The organism is Pseudomonas sp. GW531-T4 (assembly GCF_017349615.1).
Classification (GTDB): domain Bacteria; phylum Pseudomonadota; class Gammaproteobacteria; order Pseudomonadales; family Pseudomonadaceae; genus Aquipseudomonas; species Aquipseudomonas chlororaphis_I.
Window position 1 is genome coordinate 1 of sequence record NZ_JACMZT010000050.1, and the last position, 18,879, is coordinate 18,879.

At 62.9% G+C, this 18,879-nt stretch carries 17 protein-coding genes; 9 read left to right on the top strand and 8 right to left on the bottom strand.

Annotation, left to right across the window (positions count from 1 at the left end; genetic code table 11):
* Nucleotides 1–21 precede the first annotated feature (21 nt).
* Complete coding sequence (locus tag J4D28_RS26820) at nucleotides 22–1,167, bottom strand: sugar diacid recognition domain-containing protein (protein WP_041983438.1); 1,146 nt, start codon at nucleotides 1,165–1,167, stop codon at nucleotides 22–24.
* Nucleotides 1,168–1,348: 181 nt separating this feature from the next.
* Between J4D28_RS26820 and J4D28_RS26825 the strand changes: the two genes are divergently transcribed.
* Nucleotides 1,349–2,659 (top strand): MFS transporter, encoded by a 1,311-nt coding sequence (locus J4D28_RS26825; RefSeq protein ID WP_041983437.1) that lies wholly within the window; start codon nucleotides 1,349–1,351, stop codon nucleotides 2,657–2,659.
* A 204-nt stretch (nucleotides 2,660–2,863) separates the two neighbouring features.
* Nucleotides 2,864–4,765: an acyl-CoA synthetase gene (locus J4D28_RS26830; protein ID WP_038632834.1), complete on the top strand. Its 1,902-nt coding sequence runs from the start codon at nucleotides 2,864–2,866 to the stop codon at nucleotides 4,763–4,765.
* Between the two features lie 258 nt (nucleotides 4,766–5,023).
* Here J4D28_RS26830 and J4D28_RS26835 read toward each other — a convergent pair whose 3' ends face one another.
* The gene (locus J4D28_RS26835) at nucleotides 5,024–5,434 is read right to left on the bottom strand and encodes a hypothetical protein (RefSeq protein WP_009049326.1); all 411 of its coding nucleotides are present in this window, start codon (nucleotides 5,432–5,434) and stop codon (nucleotides 5,024–5,026) included.
* A 160-nt stretch (nucleotides 5,435–5,594) separates the two neighbouring features.
* Between J4D28_RS26835 and J4D28_RS26840 the strand changes: the two genes are divergently transcribed.
* From J4D28_RS26840 to rarD, 3 genes are all read left to right on the top strand, one after another.
* The gene (locus tag J4D28_RS26840; RefSeq protein ID WP_038578565.1) at nucleotides 5,595–6,494 is read left to right on the top strand and encodes a LysR family transcriptional regulator; all 900 of its coding nucleotides are present in this window, start codon (nucleotides 5,595–5,597) and stop codon (nucleotides 6,492–6,494) included.
* A 103-nt stretch (nucleotides 6,495–6,597) separates the two neighbouring features.
* A complete protein-coding gene (locus J4D28_RS26845; RefSeq protein ID WP_023965756.1) occupies nucleotides 6,598–7,605 on the top strand; it encodes an aldo/keto reductase in 1,008 nt (335 codons plus the stop codon).
* 185 nt (nucleotides 7,606–7,790) lie between these two features.
* Nucleotides 7,791–8,672 (top strand): EamA family transporter RarD, encoded by an 882-nt coding sequence (gene rarD / locus J4D28_RS26850; protein WP_009049329.1) that lies wholly within the window; start codon nucleotides 7,791–7,793, stop codon nucleotides 8,670–8,672.
* A 123-nt stretch (nucleotides 8,673–8,795) separates the two neighbouring features.
* Here the strand turns inward: rarD and hpaR are convergent, their stop codons facing one another.
* The 3 genes from hpaR to J4D28_RS26865 all read right to left on the bottom strand — a co-directional run bounded on the left by hpaR (nucleotide 8,796) and on the right by J4D28_RS26865 (nucleotide 11,639).
* Nucleotides 8,796–9,218 (bottom strand): homoprotocatechuate degradation operon regulator HpaR, encoded by a 423-nt coding sequence (gene hpaR / locus J4D28_RS26855; RefSeq protein ID WP_007921772.1) that lies wholly within the window; start codon nucleotides 9,216–9,218, stop codon nucleotides 8,796–8,798.
* 144 nt (nucleotides 9,219–9,362) lie between these two features.
* The gene (gene hppD / locus J4D28_RS26860) at nucleotides 9,363–10,439 is read right to left on the bottom strand and encodes a 4-hydroxyphenylpyruvate dioxygenase (protein ID WP_016702457.1); all 1,077 of its coding nucleotides are present in this window, start codon (nucleotides 10,437–10,439) and stop codon (nucleotides 9,363–9,365) included.
* A gap of 252 nt (nucleotides 10,440–10,691) precedes the next feature.
* Nucleotides 10,692–11,639, bottom strand: coding sequence for a DMT family transporter (locus J4D28_RS26865; protein ID WP_016702456.1), 948 nt, complete (start codon nucleotides 11,637–11,639; stop codon nucleotides 10,692–10,694).
* Between the two features lie 79 nt (nucleotides 11,640–11,718).
* Between J4D28_RS26865 and J4D28_RS26870 the strand changes: the two genes are divergently transcribed.
* The 3 genes from J4D28_RS26870 to J4D28_RS26880 all read left to right on the top strand — a co-directional run bounded on the left by J4D28_RS26870 (nucleotide 11,719) and on the right by J4D28_RS26880 (nucleotide 14,852).
* The gene (locus J4D28_RS26870; protein ID WP_103331551.1) at nucleotides 11,719–12,594 is read left to right on the top strand and encodes a LysR family transcriptional regulator; all 876 of its coding nucleotides are present in this window, start codon (nucleotides 11,719–11,721) and stop codon (nucleotides 12,592–12,594) included.
* A gap of 108 nt (nucleotides 12,595–12,702) precedes the next feature.
* Entirely contained in the window at nucleotides 12,703–14,241 is a 1,539-nt protein-coding gene (locus tag J4D28_RS26875; RefSeq protein ID WP_028682537.1) for an EAL domain-containing protein, read from the top strand.
* 245 nt (nucleotides 14,242–14,486) lie between these two features.
* Nucleotides 14,487–14,852, top strand: coding sequence for a histone-like nucleoid-structuring protein, MvaT/MvaU family (locus J4D28_RS26880; RefSeq protein ID WP_009049335.1), 366 nt, complete (start codon nucleotides 14,487–14,489; stop codon nucleotides 14,850–14,852).
* 223 nt (nucleotides 14,853–15,075) lie between these two features.
* On the opposite strand, the gene J4D28_RS26885 is transcribed toward J4D28_RS26880, so the two are convergent.
* Nucleotides 15,076–15,603 carry a DUF4946 domain-containing protein gene (locus J4D28_RS26885; protein WP_009049336.1) on the bottom strand — a complete coding sequence of 176 codons (528 nt, stop codon included), beginning with the start codon at nucleotides 15,601–15,603 and terminating at the stop codon, nucleotides 15,076–15,078.
* Nucleotides 15,604–15,803: 200 nt separating this feature from the next.
* On the opposite strand from J4D28_RS26885, the gene gloA reads away from it, so the two are divergent.
* Nucleotides 15,804–16,325 carry a lactoylglutathione lyase gene (gloA, locus tag J4D28_RS26890; protein WP_009049337.1) on the top strand — a complete coding sequence of 174 codons (522 nt, stop codon included), beginning with the start codon at nucleotides 15,804–15,806 and terminating at the stop codon, nucleotides 16,323–16,325.
* Nucleotides 16,326–16,475: 150 nt separating this feature from the next.
* On the opposite strand, the gene ahpF is transcribed toward gloA, so the two are convergent.
* Both ahpF and ahpC read right to left on the bottom strand, forming a co-directional pair.
* Nucleotides 16,476–18,041 carry an alkyl hydroperoxide reductase subunit F gene (gene ahpF, locus J4D28_RS26895; protein ID WP_009049338.1) on the bottom strand — a complete coding sequence of 522 codons (1,566 nt, stop codon included), beginning with the start codon at nucleotides 18,039–18,041 and terminating at the stop codon, nucleotides 16,476–16,478.
* 123 nt (nucleotides 18,042–18,164) lie between these two features.
* Nucleotides 18,165–18,728, bottom strand: a complete 564-nt coding sequence (ahpC, locus tag J4D28_RS26900; RefSeq protein WP_007921754.1) for an alkyl hydroperoxide reductase subunit C — start codon at nucleotides 18,726–18,728, stop codon at nucleotides 18,165–18,167.
* Nucleotides 18,729–18,879 lie beyond the last annotated feature (151 nt).

Genomic DNA, 18,879 nt, shown 5'->3' on the forward strand with positions numbered 1-18,879 from the left:
TACAGGGGTGGGCGCAAGGTTTTAAGGCGTGGTGGCGGGCGCATCGGTCTGCGGCAACAGCTGCACCCCCAGGTACAGCGCCAGCATGCCGTCGAGCTTGAGCGGGTCGACGCCGCTGAGTTCGGCGATGCGCTCCATGCGGTAGCGCAGGCTGTTGCGGTGGATGCCCAGGGCGTCGGCGCAGGCCTGGCTCTGGCCGTCGTGGTCGCACCAGCTGCGCAGGGTCGCCAGCAGCTGGCCATTGCTGTCCTTGGCGATGACCTTGCGCAAGGGGCTGAGCAACTCGTCCAGGGCATCGTCATTGCGATGGCGCCAGAGCATCACCGGCAAACGGAAACGATTGAGGGTCAGCAAGCGCGACTGGGGCAGCACGTCGCGGCCATAGGCGAGCAAGTCGCCGACCCGCCGGTAGCAGCGGCGCAGCCCCGCCAGCCCATCGGCCTGGCCGCCCACGGCGATGCGCAGGATGTTCCAGCCCAGGCTGTCGAGCTTTTCCAGCAGCCGCGGGTTGTCGACGCTCAGGGTCGCCGGCCGGCACCACAGCAACGAGGACTTGGCCGAGCTGACGCACCAGCTGTCCGGGTAACGCGACATCAGCCAGGCGCTCAGAGCTTCGACGGTCTGCCCCGCGCCCTGCGCCGCTCCTTCCTGGTCCGGGCCCAGCTCGAACAGATAAGGCGTGCGCGGCAGCTGCGGCTTGAGCCCCATCTGCTGCGCCTCGTCCACCAGCCGCGGCGAATCCCCGCTGTCGCTGAGCAGCAGCGCCAGCAGGTCGTCGCAACGCTGGCGGCGCCATTGCTGTTCGGCCTGCTGGTGACGCTGGCCCACCAGCATCTCGGCGGTCATGCGCACCAGCTCGGCATAGGTGCGCAGCAGTTCCGGCTCGCCGGTGATGCCCAGCACGCCGATCAACCGCTGGTCGTGCAACAGCGGCAGGTTGATCCCCGGCTGCACGCCCTTGAGGTGCTTGGCGGTCTGCGCGTCGATCTCCACCACCCGGCCGTTGGCCAGCACCAACTGCGCGCCTTCGTGGCGGGTATTGATGCGCTCGGGCTCGCCGCTGCCCAGGATCAGGCCCTGGCTGTCCATGACGTTGACGTTGTAGGGCAGGATGGCCATCGTCCGGTCGACGATATCCTGCGCCAGGTCGTGATCCAGTTCGAACATAGCGGCGTGATCCTAGGAAAGCGGGCTCGGGGCGATGACAAAGGCTTGTTCACCGGCACAGGGGATGCCGGCAAACCCTGTGCGCCGGCACAAAGACAGCGGCCCATGGGGTGACCGAGACTCTCGGGGCGATCAACGTTAACCTCGCATCGCAAAAAATCATAATAAAGAGAGACACGCCATGTCACAGAGCGCCGCTGCCACCCTGGCCACCGATGACGATAAAAACGCCGTCTACAAGCGCATCACCCTGCGCCTGATCCCCTTCATCTTCATCTGCTACCTGTTCAACTACCTCGACCGGGTGAACGTCGGCTTTGCCAAGCTGCAGATGCTCGATGCCCTGAAATTCAGCGAAACCGTCTACGGCCTCGGTGCCGGGATCTTCTTCATCGGCTACGTGCTGTGCGGCGTGCCGAGCAACCTGGCGCTGAACAAATTCGGCCCGCGGCGCTGGATCGCGCTGATGATGATCACCTGGGGCACGCTGTCGACCTGCCTGCTGTTCGTCACCACGCCGACCCAGTTCTACACCCTGCGCCTGTTCACCGGCGCCGCCGAGGCCGGCTTCTTCCCCGGCGTGGTGCTGTACCTCTCGCAGTGGTTCCCGAGCTTCCGTCGCGGCCGCATCATGGCCCTGTTCATGTCGGCGATCCCGGTGTCCGGCCTGCTCGGCAGCCCGTTCTCCGGCTGGATCCTCAACCACTTCGCCGCGGGCCAGGGCGGCATGGCCGGCTGGCAGTGGATGTTCCTGCTGCAGGGCATCCCTACCGTGATCCTCGGCGCCCTGGCGTACTTCCTGCTCAATGACAATTTCGCCCACGCCAAGTGGCTAAGCCCGCAGGAACGCGCGCTGCTGGAAGCCGACCAGGCCGAAGACGCCGCGCGCAAGCCGCGGACCACTGGCGACTCCCTAACCGCGGTGTTCAAGAACCCGGCCATCTGGGCTTTCGGCCTGATCTACTTCTGTATCCAGAGCGGCGTGTACGCCATCAACTTCTGGCTGCCGTCGATCATCAAGAACCTGGGGTTCAGCGACAACCTGGTGATCGGCTGGCTCAGCGCCATTCCCTATCTGCTGGCGGCGCTGTTCATGCTGATGGTCGGGCGCTCGGCCGACCTGCGCCAGGAACGCCGCTGGCACCTGGTGGTACCGATGCTGATGGGCGCCATCGGCCTGCTGATCGCGGTCAACTTCGCCGCCAACCCGACCGTCGCCATCCTCGGCCTGACCCTCGCCACCATGGGCGCCCTCACCGGCCTGCCGATGTTCTGGCCGGTGCCGACGGCGCTGCTGAGCGCCGGCGCCGCTGCGGGTGGCCTGGCACTGATCAACTCCATGGGCCAGATGGCCGGCTTCCTCAGCCCCTACATCGTCGGCTGGGTCAAGGACAGCACCGGCTCCACCGATGCCGCGCTGTACCTGCTGGCGGGTGTCATCGTCGCGGGTAGCCTGCTGGCCCTGCGCATGACCCGCACGTTGAAACGCTGACCGGCTTTACCGGGCTCACCTTCTGGTGGGCCCGGCTTCCCGGGACAAACCACGGGTTTGTTACCGCCTCGCTACAAAAAGCAACAGCCCGCCCGAGCACACCCGTGGTATATCGGACAGACGTCCGGCCGCGGCAGTTTTCCATTGGCTGGATCGATTGATGACCTCCCTCGCAGACCTTACCGAAGGAAGACCCACACGATCATGACCGCGCCCATCTCCCTCGCCCGCCTGAGCGACATCCAAGCCCTCGAACAACAGCAGCCCCTGGCCCAGCGCAATCTTCCCGCCAGCACCTATGAACTGTTGCAACGCTCGGCCAGCCGTTTCGGCGAGCGCACCGCCCTGACCTTCCTGCCCCAGGGCAGCATCCAGGACCAGCCCTGGAACATCAGCTACGCCGAGTTGTTCGCCCAGGTCACCCGCACCGCCAACGCCCTGCACCGGCTGGGCATCCGCCCGGGCAAGGCGGTGTCCTTCCTGCTGCCCAACCTGCCGCAGACCCATTACGTGATCTGGGGCGGCGAGGCCGCCGGGATCGTCAACGCCATCAACCCGCTGCTGGAGCCGGAACACATCGCCGAACTGGTCCGCGCATCCGGCACCACGGTGCTGGTGACCCTGGCGCCCTTCCCCGGCACCGACCTCTGGCAAAAGGTCGCCAACCTGCGCGAGCGCCTGCCGGAGCTGGAAGCCATCGTCACCATTGACCTGGCCAACCTGCTGCCCGAGCCACAACGCAGTGCGATCAAGAGCCAGCGCCCGGCGATGCCGGAGGGCGTGCTGGACTTCGACACCCTGCTCGCCGCCTGCCCCGCCGACCACCTGGAAAGCGGCCGGGTGATCCAGCCGGACGACATCGCCTCGTACTTCCACACCGGCGGCACCACCGGCACGCCGAAACTGGCACCCCACAGCCACCTCAATGAAGTGGCGATGGCCGAGATCATTGGCCTGCATGGCGATTACAGCAGCCACGACGTGCTGCTCTGCGGGCTGCCGCTGTTCCACGTCAACGGGGTGATACTCACTGGCCTCGCCGCCTTCCACCGCGGCGCCCGGGTACTGCTGGCCGGGCCCCAGGGCTACCGCAACCCGACGCTGATCAAGGATTTCTGGCACCTGGTGGAGCGTTACCGGATCAGTTGTTTCAGCGGTGTGCCGACCATCTTTGCCGCCTTGCTGCAGGTACCCAACGACGGCATCGATGTCTCCAGCCTGCGCTTTGCGGTGTGCGGCGCCGCGCCCATGCCGGTGGAACTGATCCGTCAGTTCGAGGCGCGCTCGGGGCTGAAGATCATCGAAGGTTACGGCCTCACCGAAAGTACCTGCGCCACCAGCTGCAACCCTCGGGACGGCGAGCGCCGGATCGGCTCCATCGGCCTGCGCCTGCCGTATTGCGAGGTCAAGATCGCCGTGCTCGACAGCGACGGCCATTACCTGCGCGACGCCGCCACCGACGAGCCCGGCAATGTCTGCCTGCGCGGGCCGACGGTGTTCAAGGGCTATCTGCAGGCCGACAAGAACCAGGGCCTGTGGCTCGACGGCGGCTGGTTCAACACCGGCGACCTGGGGCGCATCGACCGCGACGGCTACATCTGGCTGACCGGGCGCAGCAAGGACCTGATCATCCGCGGCGGCCACAACATCGACCCGCAGATGATCGAAGAAGCCCTGCACCGCCACCCGGCCGTGGCCATGGCCGCGGCGGTGGGCAAGCCGGACATCAAGGCTGGCGAGCTGCCGGTGGTGTACGTCCAGCTCAAGGCCGGCGCCAGCGCCGATCCGGCCGAGCTGCTGGAGCACGCCGCGCGGCATATCCATGAACGGGCCGCGCTGCCCAAGGACGTCTGGCTGCTCGAGCAGATCCCCCTGACGGCCGTGGGCAAGACCTTCAAGCCGGCCCTGCGCCTGGACGCCATTCGCCGGGTATTCGAAGACGAGGTGCGCCAGGTTGCCGACGGTATCCGCGTCGAGGCCGTCAGCGACGAGCGCCACGGGCAACGGGTGGATATCCATGTGCCTGACCTGGATGCGACCCGCCGCGCGGCCCTGGACCAGCGCCTGAGCGGTTACGCGGTGCGCTACCAGTTGCATTCGGCCTGAGTCGCCGGCGGCCCCGGCCATCGGGGTCGCCGCGCTGCAAGGCATTCACCTGTAGCCGCTGCCGCGGGCTGCGATCGGTTTGGGCGGCACTCCGTGCGAAGCGGCCGTGACCGGAGAGAAGCCGTTTTACTGACAGACCGCGTCATGGCTGATGGCGAGTCCTGCGGCCTCGATCGCAGCCTGCGGCAGCGGCTACAGTTTCGGCTTCTGCGCTGACGGACCAGATGCTTGCGCCCCCCGTATTGGTACGGCCATGTTTCATTCAGGCGCGCCGCCATCCGCTTCATAGCGATACCCCGGATGCAGGTCGGCGCCCGCCGGCGCATCCAGTTCCAACACCAGGCCACCCGGCATCTGCACGAAAATCTGCCAGGTGCCGTCCTGCGGCACCTGCGCCACCTGATGCGGCAGGCCGCTGGCCTGAACCCGCTGCAACACCACTGCGGCATCCTCCTCGGTCCTGAAGGCGATATGGCTAAGCGCCGTCTCGGCGAAGGTCGGCTGCTCGATCACATGCACCAGCGCCTGGCCGTCCTGGTACAGCCAGCGCCCGGGAAAGGGAAACGGCGGGCGCCGTCCGGCCTGCAGCCCGAGCAAGGCCTGGAAGGCCTGCTGCAAGGCGTCGCCCTCGGCGGTGTTGAAGGCCAGATGATCGAAATGCCAGGTCATGACGCACCTCCACCGCCGATAGCGGCGGTGCGATCCGGCAAGAACGTACTGAGCGGTTTCATGAGTTCACCCTGTGCGATGGAAGTGACTGCATATTCACAGCTTGATAAGCGAGGAAAAATCCCGGTAAAACGCAAGGATCTTTAAAGGATTTTTAGCAATGAGCTCGATTCTCGACCTTGAAGTCTTCGTCCGTACCGCCGACTCCGGCAGCATTTCCGCCGCCGCCCGCAGCCTGGAGTTGACCCCCGCCGCCGCCAGCATCGCCCTCAAGCGCCTGGAAACCCGCCTGGGCATGCGCCTGCTGGCGCGCTCGACCCGCAGCATGCGCCTCACCGAAGAAGGCCGGCGCTACCTGGACAGCGTGCGCGTGGCACTGGCGGCCCTGGCGGAAGGCGAGCAGGCCCTGAAGCAGCAGAGCCAGGGCCTCAGCGGTGTGCTGCAACTGGCGGCGCCATCGGACTTCGGGCGCAACCTGCTGCTGCCCTGGCTGGACGACTTCAAGCGCGAACACCCGCATATCCGCCTGCAATTGTTGCTCAACGACCGGCACAGCGACCTGTTCCGCGAGACCGTCGACGTCGCCCTGCGCTTCGGCGTGCCCAGCGACTCCAGCCTGGTGGCCCTGCCGATCCTGCCCCGGCATCACCGGCTGGCCTGCGCCAGCCCCGACTACCTGGCGCGCCACGGCACCCCGCAGACCCCCGCCGAGCTGAGCGAGCACAGCGCCCTGATCTATCTGCGCAACGGCCGCCCCTACAACAGCTGGCACTTCAGCCGGGATGGCGAGGTGCAGGAAGTCCAGGTGCGCGGCGACTACCTCAGCGACGACGGCGAAGTGGCGCGACGCTGGGCCCTGGCCGGCCACGGCATTGCCTACAAGGCCTGGCTCGACGTGGCCAGCGACATTCGCGCCGGGCGCCTGGTGCCCCTGCTCGGCGACTGGCAAGGCGAAAGCGTGCCGCTCAACCTGTTGTGCCCGCACCGTTTGCAGGTCTCGGAACGGGTGAAGGTGCTGCAAGGTTTTTTACAGGCCCGCTGCCAACTGCTGGCCGGATAATTCAGATTGCTCCCTACACCCGTTCTGGTATTTGATGGGCGTCCCATGACCGGTCGCTGGCCGCTGTCGCGCCGGCCTTACCTCACGCACAAGGATTTCGTACATGAGCTATCGCATCCTCGGCCATTCCGGGCTGCACGTGTCCCCCCTGACCCTCGGCACCATGATGTTCGGCGAACAGACCAGCACCGAGGACTCCCTGCGCATCATCGACAAGGCCTGGGACCAGGGCATCAACTTCATCGACACCGCCGACGTCTACACCGGCGGCCGTTCCGAAGAGATCGTCGGTGAAGCCATCGCCAGCCAGCGTGACCACTGGGTGCTGGCGACCAAGGTCGGCTTCGGCCCCGCCGATGGCGTGCCCAACCGCAGCGGCCTGAGCCGCAAGCACATCTTCAACGGCATCGACGCCAGCCTGACCCGCCTGGGCACCGATTACATCGACATCTACTACCTGCACCGCGAAGACCACAACACGCCGCTGGAAGTCACGGTGTCGGCCATCGGCGACCTGCTGCGCCAGGGCAAGATCCGCTATTGGGGCCTGTCCAACTACCGCGGCTGGCGCATCGCCGAGGTGATCCGCATCGCCGACCGGCTCGGCGTCGACCGCCCAGTGATCAGCCAGCCGCTGTACAACATCGTCAACCGCCAGGCCGAGACCGAGCAGATCACCGCGGCCCAGGCCTACGGGCTCGGCGTGGTGCCCTACAGCCCGCTGGCCCGCGGCGTGCTCAGCGGCAAGTACGCGCCGGATGTCGCCCCCGACAGCAACAGCCGCGCCGGTCGCCAGGACAAACGCATCCTGGAAACCGAATGGCGCGTCGAGTCGCTGCGCATCGCCCAGCAGATCCAGCAGTACACCCAGGGCCGCGGGGTCGGCATGGTCGAGTTCGCCATCGCCTGGGTGCTGAACAATGCCGCGGTCAGCTCGGCGATCGTCGGCCCGCGCACCGAGGCACAGTGGGACGCCTACACCAAGGCGCTGGAGGTGAAGATCAGCGCCGAGGATGAAGCCTTCATCGATTCGCTGGTCACCCCGGGGCATGCCTCGACCCCGGGCTTCAACGACGTCAGCCACTTCGTCTCCGGACGCACGCCACGCTGATCTCCCCACAGCGGTGGCCCCTTCCGCGGGCCACCCGCTGCCCCACTGCCGGTGAGTGGCGGCAAACGGGATATTTTCCCGCAACTTGCGATAAATCCGAGTAAACGTCTCGCGCCAAACCCTCTATATTCCCCGCAGTTTTTCCCTCCATCCCATTTGCCTGGTTCAGGTCACACGAGGACAGCTTGTCTAAAGGTATTGCTCTATCGGTCTTGGCGTCGGTGCTGTTTGCCGTCATGTATTTCTACACCTCCTTGCTGGCGCCCCTGACCGGAGTGGAGATTTTCGGCTGGCGCATGTTGCTCACCGCGCCGTGCATGACCGTGTTCATGCTGCTGAGCGGCGAATGGCGGCATGTCGGGGCGATCCTCAAGAGACTGCTGGGCCAACCGCTTCTGCTGCTGGCGCTGCCGCTGTCCGCGGCGCTGCTCGGGGTACAGCTGTGGCTGTTCATGTGGGCGCCGCTGAATGGCTACAGCCTGGATGTGTCGCTGGGGTATTTTCTGCTGCCACTGACCATGGTCCTGACCGGGCGCATCGTCTACGGCGAACAGCTGTCGCGGCTGCAAAAGATCGCCGCCGGCCTGGCGACCCTGGGGGTGCTCAACGAGCTGTATCAGGTGGGCAGTTTTTCCTGGGCGACCTTATTGGTGGCCATCGGTTATCCGGTCTATTTCGTGCTGCGCAAACGCCTGGCCTCCGACAACCTGGGCGGCCTGTGGCTGGACATGGCCCTGCTGTTGCCGATCGCGCTGTGGTTCGTGCAAGGCGGCGAGCAGGGTTTTGCCGTGGTCGATCAACACCCCTGGCTGTACCTGCTGATTCCGTTGCTGGGGTTGATCAGTGCCTCGGCGCTGGTGGCCTATATCATCGCCAGCCGCCTGCTGCCCTTCAGCCTGTTCGGCTTGTTGAGCTATGTCGAACCGGTGTTGCTGCTGGGCGTGGCCCTGCTGCTGGGAGAAAGCATCCAGGCCGGGGAATGGCTGACCTACCTGCCGATCTGGCTGGCGGTACTGGTGCTGGTGTACGAGGGGTTCAAGCATCTGATGCGCCAGCGCAGAAGCTGACGCGGCTGTTGCTGTCGCTGTTGTAGGAGCGAAGCTTGCTCGCGATGAATGCGACGCGGATCACCTGTTGCACCGCGTTGCCGGCATCGCGGGCAAGCCTCGCTCCTACAGAAGAAGATCGGGTCAGGGTTTGATTTGCTTCAGCTCATTGAGCAGGGCCAGCAAGGCCTGCATCTTCTCTTCGCCGAACTGCTGCTGAATGCGTTGGTAGTTGATTTCCATGTCGCCGCTCATGGACTCGAAACAGGCCTCGCCCTTTTCCGTCAGGGTGATGAACAGGCGGCGCTGGTCCTCGGGGGATTTGCGCCGACTGACGTATTCGTCGCGCTCCAGGCGGGTCAGCACGCCGGTCATGCTCGGCGGCAGGATGCAGGCCATTTTCGCCAGCTGATGGCTTTCCAGCTCGCCGTTCTGGCGCAGGATGCGGATCACCCGCCACTGCTGCTCGGTCAGGTCGTGCTGGTTGAGGGACGGGCGAAAGAATGCCATGGCCGCTTCGCGGGCCTGAAGCAGGGTCAATGTCAGGGAAGGTCTTGGGTTGGTCATGTGCGGGTCGTTCACAGGGCTGGATGGCGACGCTCGGCGTCACGAAGGCCGAACATTAACACATTCACAATTGCCAACCGACAGGCAAAACAAAGCCCGGTCGAGGATTCCCCGACCGGGCTTCATCGTCAGGCAGGTGGCGGCTTAGTCGGTGGACAGCACGCCACGACGGACCTGGTCGCGTTCGATCGATTCGAACAGTGCCTTGAAGTTGCCTTCGCCGAAACCATCGTCGCCTTTACGCTGGATGAATTCGAAGAACACCGGGCCCATCAGGGTTTCCGAGAAGATCTGCAGCAGCAGGCGCTTGTCGCCCTCTTCCGAGGAACCGTCCAGCAGGATGCCCCGCGACTGCAGCTCGTTCACCGGCTCGCCGTGGTTCGGCAGGCGGCCTTCGAGCATTTCGTAGTAGGTGTCCGGCGGCGCGGTCATGAAGCGCATGCCGATCTTCTTCAGCTGATCCCAGGTCTTGACCAGGTCGTCGGTGAGGAAGGCCACGTGCTGGATGCCCTCGCCGTTGAACTGCATCAGGAACTCTTCGATCTGCCCGGCGCCCTTGGACGACTCTTCGTTCAGCGGGATGCGGATCATGCCATCGGGCGCGGTCATGGCCTTGGAGGTCAGGCCGGTGTATTCGCCCTTGATGTCGAAGTAACGGATCTCGCGGAAGTTGAACAGCTTCTCGTAGAAGCCGGCCCAGTAGGCCATGCGCCCGCGGTACACGTTGTGGGTCAGGTGGTCGATGATCTTCAGGCCCGCACCTTGCGGATGGCGGTCCACGCCTTCGAGGTAGACGAAGTCGATGTCATAGATCGAGCTGCCTTCGCCGAAACGGTCGATCAGGTACAGCGGCGCGCCGCCGATGCCTTTGATCGCCGGCAGGTGCAGCTCCATCGGGCCGGTTTCGATGTGGATTGGCTGGGCACCCAGTTCCAGGGCGCGCTTGTAGGCCTTTTGCGAATCCTTGACGCGGAACGCCATGCCACACACGGACGGGCCGTGCTCGGCGGCGAAGTACGAAGCGACGCTGTGGGGCTCGTTGTTGAGGATCAGGTTGATCGCACCCTGGCGATACAGGTGCACGTCTTTAGACCTGTGGGTCGCGACCTTGGTGAAACCCATGATCTCGAAGATCGGCTCGAGGGTGTTGGGGGTAGGTGATGCGAATTCGATGAATTCAAAGCCCATCAGGCCCATCGGGTTTTCGAAGATATCTGCCATGGTTGGCGCCTCATCATGCTTTTAGAAATTAACGGATCGTTAGTTGCTAGCAATGCTGAGGCAGGCAGGTGGCGCGCAAGAGATGCCCCGCACGCTGCGCGCGAGGAAATCACCGTAAATCAGTTGAAACCCGAGAATCTTCATGTCGACCCTGTCTTACCGGCTGGGGGGCGAGGCTTCTGCTGCCAGAAGACTTTATTATTGTATGCGTAACCAGATTCTACACAGCGTAAAACTGTTTGTCCGCACTCTCTATAAAATCCGCTTTTTTTCCAGGCTCGCAAGGGGTTTGTTGCACTGGTAAATGCCCCACAGGATCAGCACGCCGCCCAGGCACATGGCCAGGCTCAGGCGCTCGTCCAGCAGCAGCGCGCCAAGGATCACCGCGGTCAGCGGATTGAGCGCGATAAACACCCCCGAACGGGTCGCGCCGATCTTGCGCAGGCCGTCGTAATACCAGATATACGCCAGGGCCGAGCCCAGCACGCCGAGGTACAGCAGGCTCAGGCCCTGCTCCAGGGTCAGGCTCGCCAGCGCCTCGAGGCGCACCTCGCCGCGCAGGGCGGTGGTGCTCCAGAGCATTGCCGTGCCCAGCAGGATCGAATAGGTCACGGTCTGCAACGGGCCCAGGGTCTGGTTCAGGTTGCGCGAAAACAACGAATAGACGCCCCAGCCCAGCACACAGCCGAAAATCAGCAGGTCCCCGCGCCCACTGCCCGGGCCGCTGGACAAGGCCCCCGGGTCGCGACTGAGGATCACCACCCCCGCGCCCCCCAGGCACAAGGCAATGCCGAACAGCTTGGCGCCGCTCAAGCGCTCCTTGAACAGCGCCCAGGACGCCAGGGCAATCACCGCCGGATTGAGCGCGACGATCAGCGAAGCACGGGACGCATTGATCGACTGCAGGCCCTCGAAGAAACACAGGTTGTAGAAAAAGATCCCGAAAAACCCCAGCACCGCCAACTGGGCGAACTGCGCCAGGCTCGGGCGCACCAGGGCAATCCGGGCGATCGCCATGAACAGCAGCAAGGCCAGGCTGGCCAGGAGAAAACGCAGGCTGGCGGCCAGCAAAGGCTCCAAGGTACCCGCCAATAGCCGCCCGGCAACAAAGGTGCCGCCCCAGATCATGGTGACCGCCGCCAGCTTGCAATACACCGGCAGATCGGAAGGCCCGGCACAGGTTTGATCGACAGTTTTCATAAGGCCCCGAGGCGCGGATCAAGGAAAGTTCGGGTATTCTTCGACTAATGCCCGATCATCGTAAAATGAGCTTTTACTCATGACCCTGAGCCAACTGCAGATCTTCTCCCTGGTGGCCGAGCTGCGCGGTTTCACCAGCGCCGCCAGCCGCCTGGGCATCAGCCAGTCGGCGGTGTCCCACGCGCTCAAGTCCCTGGAGCAGGAACTCGGGGTCGAGCTGATCCGCCGGCATCAGTCGCTGGTGGAACTCACCGATATCGGCCAGCAACTATTACTGCGAGCCCGCGCCATCCTCGGCCTGGCCGCCACCATGGAACAGGAAGCCGCCGATGCCCGCGGCATGAAACGCGGCACCTTGCGCATCGGCTCGTTCGGCCCGACCTCGTCGATGAAGCTGCTTCCGGCGATCCTCCAGCGTTACCGCGCGGCCCATCCCGGTATCGAGGTGCACATCGACGAGGGGCCCGACCGCCAAGTGCTGCAATGGCTGGAAGAACGGCGCATCGATGTCGGTTTCGTGGTGCTGCCCCAGGAGCGCTTCGACTGCTTCGCCCTGGTGGAAGACCAGATGGTGGCGCTGATCCCCAGCCAACATGGGCTGGCCGCCAAGGACTCGGTGAGCCTTGCCGAGCTGTGCGACGACCCGTTCATCCTCACCGAGGCCGGTTCCGCCGAGCTGGTTTCCCGGCTGTTCCTCGCGGCCAGGCTCAGCCCCAACATCCGCTATCGCAGCTCGCAACTGCTCAGCACCCTGGGGACCGTGGCCCGCGGCGATGCCCTGACCCTGGTCGCCCAATTGTCGCTGCCCGAGGCCAACGACCCGCGTTATCGGATCAAGGCGCTGTCACCCCCCGCCCGGCGCCAGGTAGGGCTGGCGGTGCTGGACCGGCGGCAGGCGTCGCCGGCGACCCTGGCCTTTATCGAGCAGGCGCGGAGTCTGTATCGCCGTGACTGAGCGCAACCCGGGGCCACCGTCTATCATGCCCATGGACCGGATGCCGCCGTACCGTCCAGCGGCTTTTGAGTGTTTTCTGGCCTCCATTTCGCCACAGGTTTTTCCTCCATGCCATTGACCGCCAAAGGCCCGCTGAAACGCTCTACCCGCAATCTGTGGACCCTGCTGATCGGCTTGCTGCCGGTAGCGCTGGGCGTGGTCATCCTCTATATGCAGGCCGAGCGCGCGCTGATCCACAGCAGCCAGCAGACCGCCGAGGAAGCGATCCGCCAGTTCGACCTGATGCTCGACAACACCGACATCGCCGCCCGGTCGCTGATGGCGCAAGTCGGCCAGCCCTGCGACGATTTCCGGCAACTGGCCCTGCGCGAACAGGTGACTCGCCGCCCGTTCGTGCGCTCGACCAATCTGGTGTGGCGCAATGACAATTACTGCAGCTCGCTGCTCGGCCCGTCCTCGTTCGAGCTGGACCCGGCCAACTATGTCGACGGCAAGCTGTGGTTGATGGACGGCAACCCGGTCACGCCCAACACCGCGCTGCTGGTCTATCGCCTGCAAGAGGGCGAACGCGCGGTCCTGGCCAGCATCGACGGTTATCACCTGAGCAACGCCTTGCGCCTGATCAGCCGCTTTGCCGAGCTGCAACTGCAAGTGGGCCCCTACTGGCTGGCCGACGATGGCCAGGTCCACGAATCCGTCGCCCCGCCGCCCCCGGTAGCCCCTTATCGGATGGCCTCTTCGCGCTTTCCCTACAGCGTCAACGCGGGGTTCCCCGAGGGCGATATCTGGCTCTACATGAAGTCCCAGTACCCTGCCCTGTTCAGCCTGCTGATCTTTTTCGGGGTGCTGGCGGCGGTCCTTGGCCACTGGCTGCAAAAGCGCTCGTCGTCCCCCAGTCATGAACTGCAACGCGCCCTGGAAGCGGCCGAGTTCATCCCGTACTTCCAGCCCGTGGTGCGTGGCGACACCAAGCAGTGGGCCGGCATCGAAGTGCTGATGCGCTGGAAACACCCTCGTGAAGGCCTGGTGCGTCCGGACCTGTTCATTCCCTTCGCCGAGCATTCCGGCCTGATCGTGCCCATGACCCGTTCGCTGATGCAGCAGACCGCCCTGCTGCTGGCGCCTCATGCCCATACCTTCATCGACGACTTTCATATCGGCATCAATATCACCGCCAGCCATTGCCAGGACCTGGAGTTGCTCGAGGATTGCCGGGAGTTTCTCGACCTGTTCCCGCCGGGCAAGGTGCGCCTGGTCCTGGAGTTGACCGAACGCGAACTGGTGGAGCCGACCGCGATCACCCACAGCCTGTTCGAGGAACTGCACAAGTTGGGGGTGATGATCGCCATCGACGACTTCGGCACCGGCCATTCAAGCCTGGGTTACTTGCGCAAGTTCAATGTCGACTATCTGAAGATCGACCAGAGCTTCGTGGCCATGATTGGGGTTGACGCCCTGTCCCGCCACATACTCGACAGCATCATCGAACTCTCGGGCAAACTCGAACTGGGGATAGTCGCCGAGGGTGTGGAAACAGCGGAACAACAGGACTATCTGGCCGCCCATGGAGTCGATTTCCTACAAGGCTACTTATTCGGCAGACCGATGCCCGGGGAAGATTTCCTACAAGCGCTGGCGCGCCATTAAATAGCCATTTCTGATGAAAATTTATTGAACTCGGCAATTGTTTCACGCACCAATTTGAATCAGAAGATGACAAATTGTGTGCACCAACAACGCCATGATTTACTTGCGCCAGATTAACTACTACAATTTTTCCAGCCTGTACAAGATTCGCAGGTGGGCCATTATAATCGAGTCGTTCTAAGGCTCTTGGCTTATAGCTTTGTTTGCGGTTGGTATCAGCCAAATACACTATTGGAGTAAAGATATTGTCCAGACTCGCTGAATTTCGTGCAGCAGAAAAGGCCCTTCAAGAACAGCTCGCCCAGCTGGAATCCCTGAAGAACGACGCCGGACTCAAGAAAGAAATCGAGTTCGAGGAAAAGCTCCAGGGCCTGATGAAGACCTACGGCAAAAGCCTGCGCGACATTATCGCCATTCTCGATCCTCATCCGGGCAAATCCGCTCTGCCGCTCTCGGGCGCGCCGAAAACCCGTCGTGCACGCGTGGTCAAGGTTTATCAGAACCCGCACACCGGCGAGTTGATCGAAACCAAGGGCGGCAATCATCGCGGCCTTAAAGCCTGGAAAGAACAGTACGGCGCTGCCACTGTAGATTCCTGGCTGCGCAGTTAAGTAACCGATGTATATAAAAGACCCTGCCTATGCAGGGTCTTTACCTTTAAACGAAGGCTGTTTGTTTCGAAATCGAATAAGTTGCAGCCCATAGATTGCCTGAGCGGCAATAAACACCCAGCCGAAACTGCAGCTGCACCCCCAATCCCCCTGCCCGATCCTACAACTTTGTATTTAGTTCAAAGGCGCGAACCGCGCTGGCCGACGTAGCACAATCGTCCTGTTAAAGTTTCAGGCTACTTCGCACCCCGCGGATTTCCTCCTGGCTTTCGGCATAAACCGCAGCCTGTCCGGCATAAGACAATACATAGGCCTTATCGCCATCGACAGCCGCCACCAGTGTTTGCGACAACACATGGCGGCCGTTTTCGGTAATGGTGCAAGTGGTTTCCAGCGCCGCCAGACGACTCAATGTCGTGTCATGAATGCGCGTGCACACACTTTGATAACCGCCGCGCCCAAAGTCCTTCTGCACCGACTTGCGCATCTCCAGCAAGACCGCCTGCAAATTGACCTGATGCCCACTTTCAACTTGAGTCATGGTCAACTCCATGACCATCAACGGTGTGCCGCCGGCATCGTTCTTCACCGCGCGCTGGCGGAATACCTTGGCCGGTTGTTCTTGCGCCTGTGGCAACTCTTCGATCTGCCAGCCGCTGGGCCAGGTGATCACCGGGTCCGCCGCCTCGGCCAGGGCCGGAAGCAGAAGCCAGGACGCAAGCAGGCACAGGGTTTTGAACGATAAACGCATGGTCATGAACACATAAGGGACGGGCCCTGAAGTCTGAGGCTGGCAGGAGTATCGAGCAACAGGTTCGTAGCTTTGTGTTTGGTGCGCCCTGCCGCTCTTGCGTATCATTGCCCGACCGCAAGGACGCCCGAAGCCCTGCAAGCCAAGGGACTGCTCGTCAGCGCGAGCGCCGTTTGCCCCACTTCTTTTCCGGAGGGCCCATGAGCCTGCACGAACTCAATACTTTCCCCGGCGTGACTGCCCAGCCTGACACCGCCACTACCAACTTTGTGTTCAACCACACCATGTTGCGGGTCAAGGACATCACCCAGTCCCTGGATTTCTACACCCGCGTCCTGGGTTTCTCGCTGGTGGAAAAACGCGACTTCCCCGAAGCCGAATTCAGCCTGTACTTCCTCGCCCTGGTGGACAAGGCGCAGATCCCGGCCGACGCCGCGGCCCGTACCGAATGGATGAAATCGATCCCTGGCATCCTCGAGCTGACCCACAACCACGGCACCGAGAACGACGCGGCTTTCGCCTATCACAACGGCAACACCGACCCGCGCGGCTTTGGCCATATCTGCATTTCGGTGCCGGATATCGTCGCCGCCTGCGAGCGCTTCGAAGCCCTGGGCTGCGATTTCCAGAAGCGCCTGAACGACGGCCGCATGAAGAGCCTGGCCTTTATCAAGGACCCGGACGGCTACTGGGTGGAGATCATCCAGCCAGCGCCGCTGTAACCCACCTGTATTGCCCGCGATAGGCACAACGCGGTTTGCCTGACTCACCGCGTTATCGTTGATCGCGAGCAAGCTTCGCTCCTACAGAAGCCACCAACAAAAAACCCCATGAGCCAAGGCTCATGGGGTTTTGTTTTTTCCGCTGTCGACTCAGGCCGGCGCGGAGGTGCGGATCAGGTGGTCGAAGGCACTCAGCGAAGCCTTGGCGCCCTCGCCTACCGCGATCACGATCTGCTTGTACGGCACGGTGGTCACGTCACCGGCGGCAAACACGCCGGGCAGCGAAGTCTCGCCACGGGCATCGACAATGATCTCGCCACGGGGCGACAGCTCGACAGTGCCCTTGAGCCAGTCGGTGTTCGGCAGCAGACCGATCTGCACGAAGATCCCTTCCAGGTCGACGGTGTTGAACTCGCCCGAATCGCGGTCCTTGTACACCAGGCCGGTGACTTTCTGGCCGTCACCCTTGACTTCGCTGGTCAGCGCGCTGGTGATCACTTTGACGTTCGCCAGGCTGTACAGCTTGCGTTGCAGCACGGCGTCGGCGCGCAGCTTGCTGTCGAACTCCAGCAGGGTCACGTGGCTGACGATACCCGCCAGGTCGATGGCCGCCTCGACGCCGGAGTTACCGCCACCGATCACCGCCACACGCTTGCCCTTGAACAGCGGACCGTCGCAGTGCGGGCAGAAGCACACGCCCTTGGCCTTGTATTCCTGCTCGCCGGGCACCCCCATCTCGCGCCAGCGGGCACCGGTGGCCAGGATCAGCGACTTGGCCTTGAGGCTTGCGCCGCTTTCGAAACGCACTTCGTGCAGGCCGCCGACTTCCTTGGCCGGCACCAGCGCGCTGGCGCGCTGCAGGTTCATGATGTCGACGTCGTACTGGCGAACGTGCTCTTCCAGGGCGCTGGCCAGTTTCGGCCCTTCGGTTTCCTGGACCGAGACGAAGTTCTCGATGGCCATGGTGTCCAGCACCTGGCCGCCGAAACGCTCGGCCGCGACACCGGTGCGGATGCCTTTGCGGGCCGCGTAGATAGCCGCCGACGCACCGGCCGGGCCACCGCCGACCACCAGGACATCGAAGGCGTCCTTGGCGCTGATTTTTTCCGCCTGCTTCTCGATGGCGCCGGTGTCGAGCTTGCCGAGGATTTCTTCCAGGCCCATGCGGCCCTGGCCGAAGTTCACGCCATTGAGGTAGACACTGGGAACCGCCATGATCTTGCGATCGTTGACTTCGTCCTGGAACAACGCGCCGTCGATGGCGACGTGGCGGATGTTCGGGTTCAGCACCGCCATCAGGTTCAGCGCCTGGACCACGTCCGGGCAGTTCTGGCAGGACAGCGAGAAGTAAGTCTCGAAGTTGAACTCGCCTTTGAGGGCGCGGATCTGTTCGATCACTTCGACACTGGCTTTCGAGGGGTGGCCGCCGACTTGCAGCAAGGCCAGCACCAGGGAAGTGAATTCGTGGCCCATGGGAATGCCGGCGAAACGCAGGCTGATGTCGGCACCCGGCCGATTGATCGAGAACGATGGTTTACGTGCATCGTTACCGTTGTCGAGCAAGGTAATCTGGCTGGAAAGACTGGCAACGTCTTTCAGCAATTCGAGCATTTCCTGGGATTTCGCACCGTCGTCGAGAGAGGCAACGATCTCGATCGGCTGGGTGACCCGTTCCAGGTATGACTTCAACTGGGCTTTAAGATTGGCGTCCAACATACGGGCGATTTCCTTTTATTCAGATCGAAAAAAAACGCCCGAGCGAATCTCGCCCGGGCGTTCTTGAGGGCGGTGCAGCTGACTTAGGTGCGGCGGTCCGCCCTGCTGTAGCGAGTCACAGGCTTAGATCTTGCCGACCAGGTCCAGGGAAGGAGCCAGGGTAGCCTCGCCTTCTTTCCACTTGGCTGGGCAGACTTCGCCTGGGTGGGCAGCGACGTATTGAGCGGCCTTGATCTTGCGCAGCAGCTCGGAAGCGTCACGGCCGACACCGCCGTCGTTGATTTCAACGATCTTGATCTGGCCTTCCGGGTTGATCACGAAGGTGCCACGGTCAGCCAGACCGGCTTCTTCGATCAGCACGTCGAAGTTGCGGGAGATGGCCAGGGTCGGGTCGCCGATCATGGTGTAGCGGATCTTGCCGATGGCTGGCGAAGTGTTGTGCCAGGCGGCATGGGCAAAGTGGGTGTCAGTCGAAACGCTGTAGATTTCCACGCCCAGTTTCTGGAATTCGGCGTAGTTGTCTGCCAGGTCTTCCAGCTCGGTTGGGCAAACGAAGGTGAAGTCGGCCGGGTAGAAGAACACGACGGACCATTTGCCTTTCAGAGTGGCGTCCGACACTTCGATGAACTCGCCATTTTTGAAAGCGGTTGCTTTGAACGGTTTGACTTGGCTGTTGATGATAGGCATCGGTGATTCTCCATCAGTGGGTAAAAACTTGGGTTGAAAACTTGATGGGGAGAATCCTAACCAATGATCCCAGCCGAGGCTCATTGGCAAAGCTGATGCTGCTGATTAGGTTTGGCTATTAGCGTGCAGTATTAATAGAAGAAATGCGTAT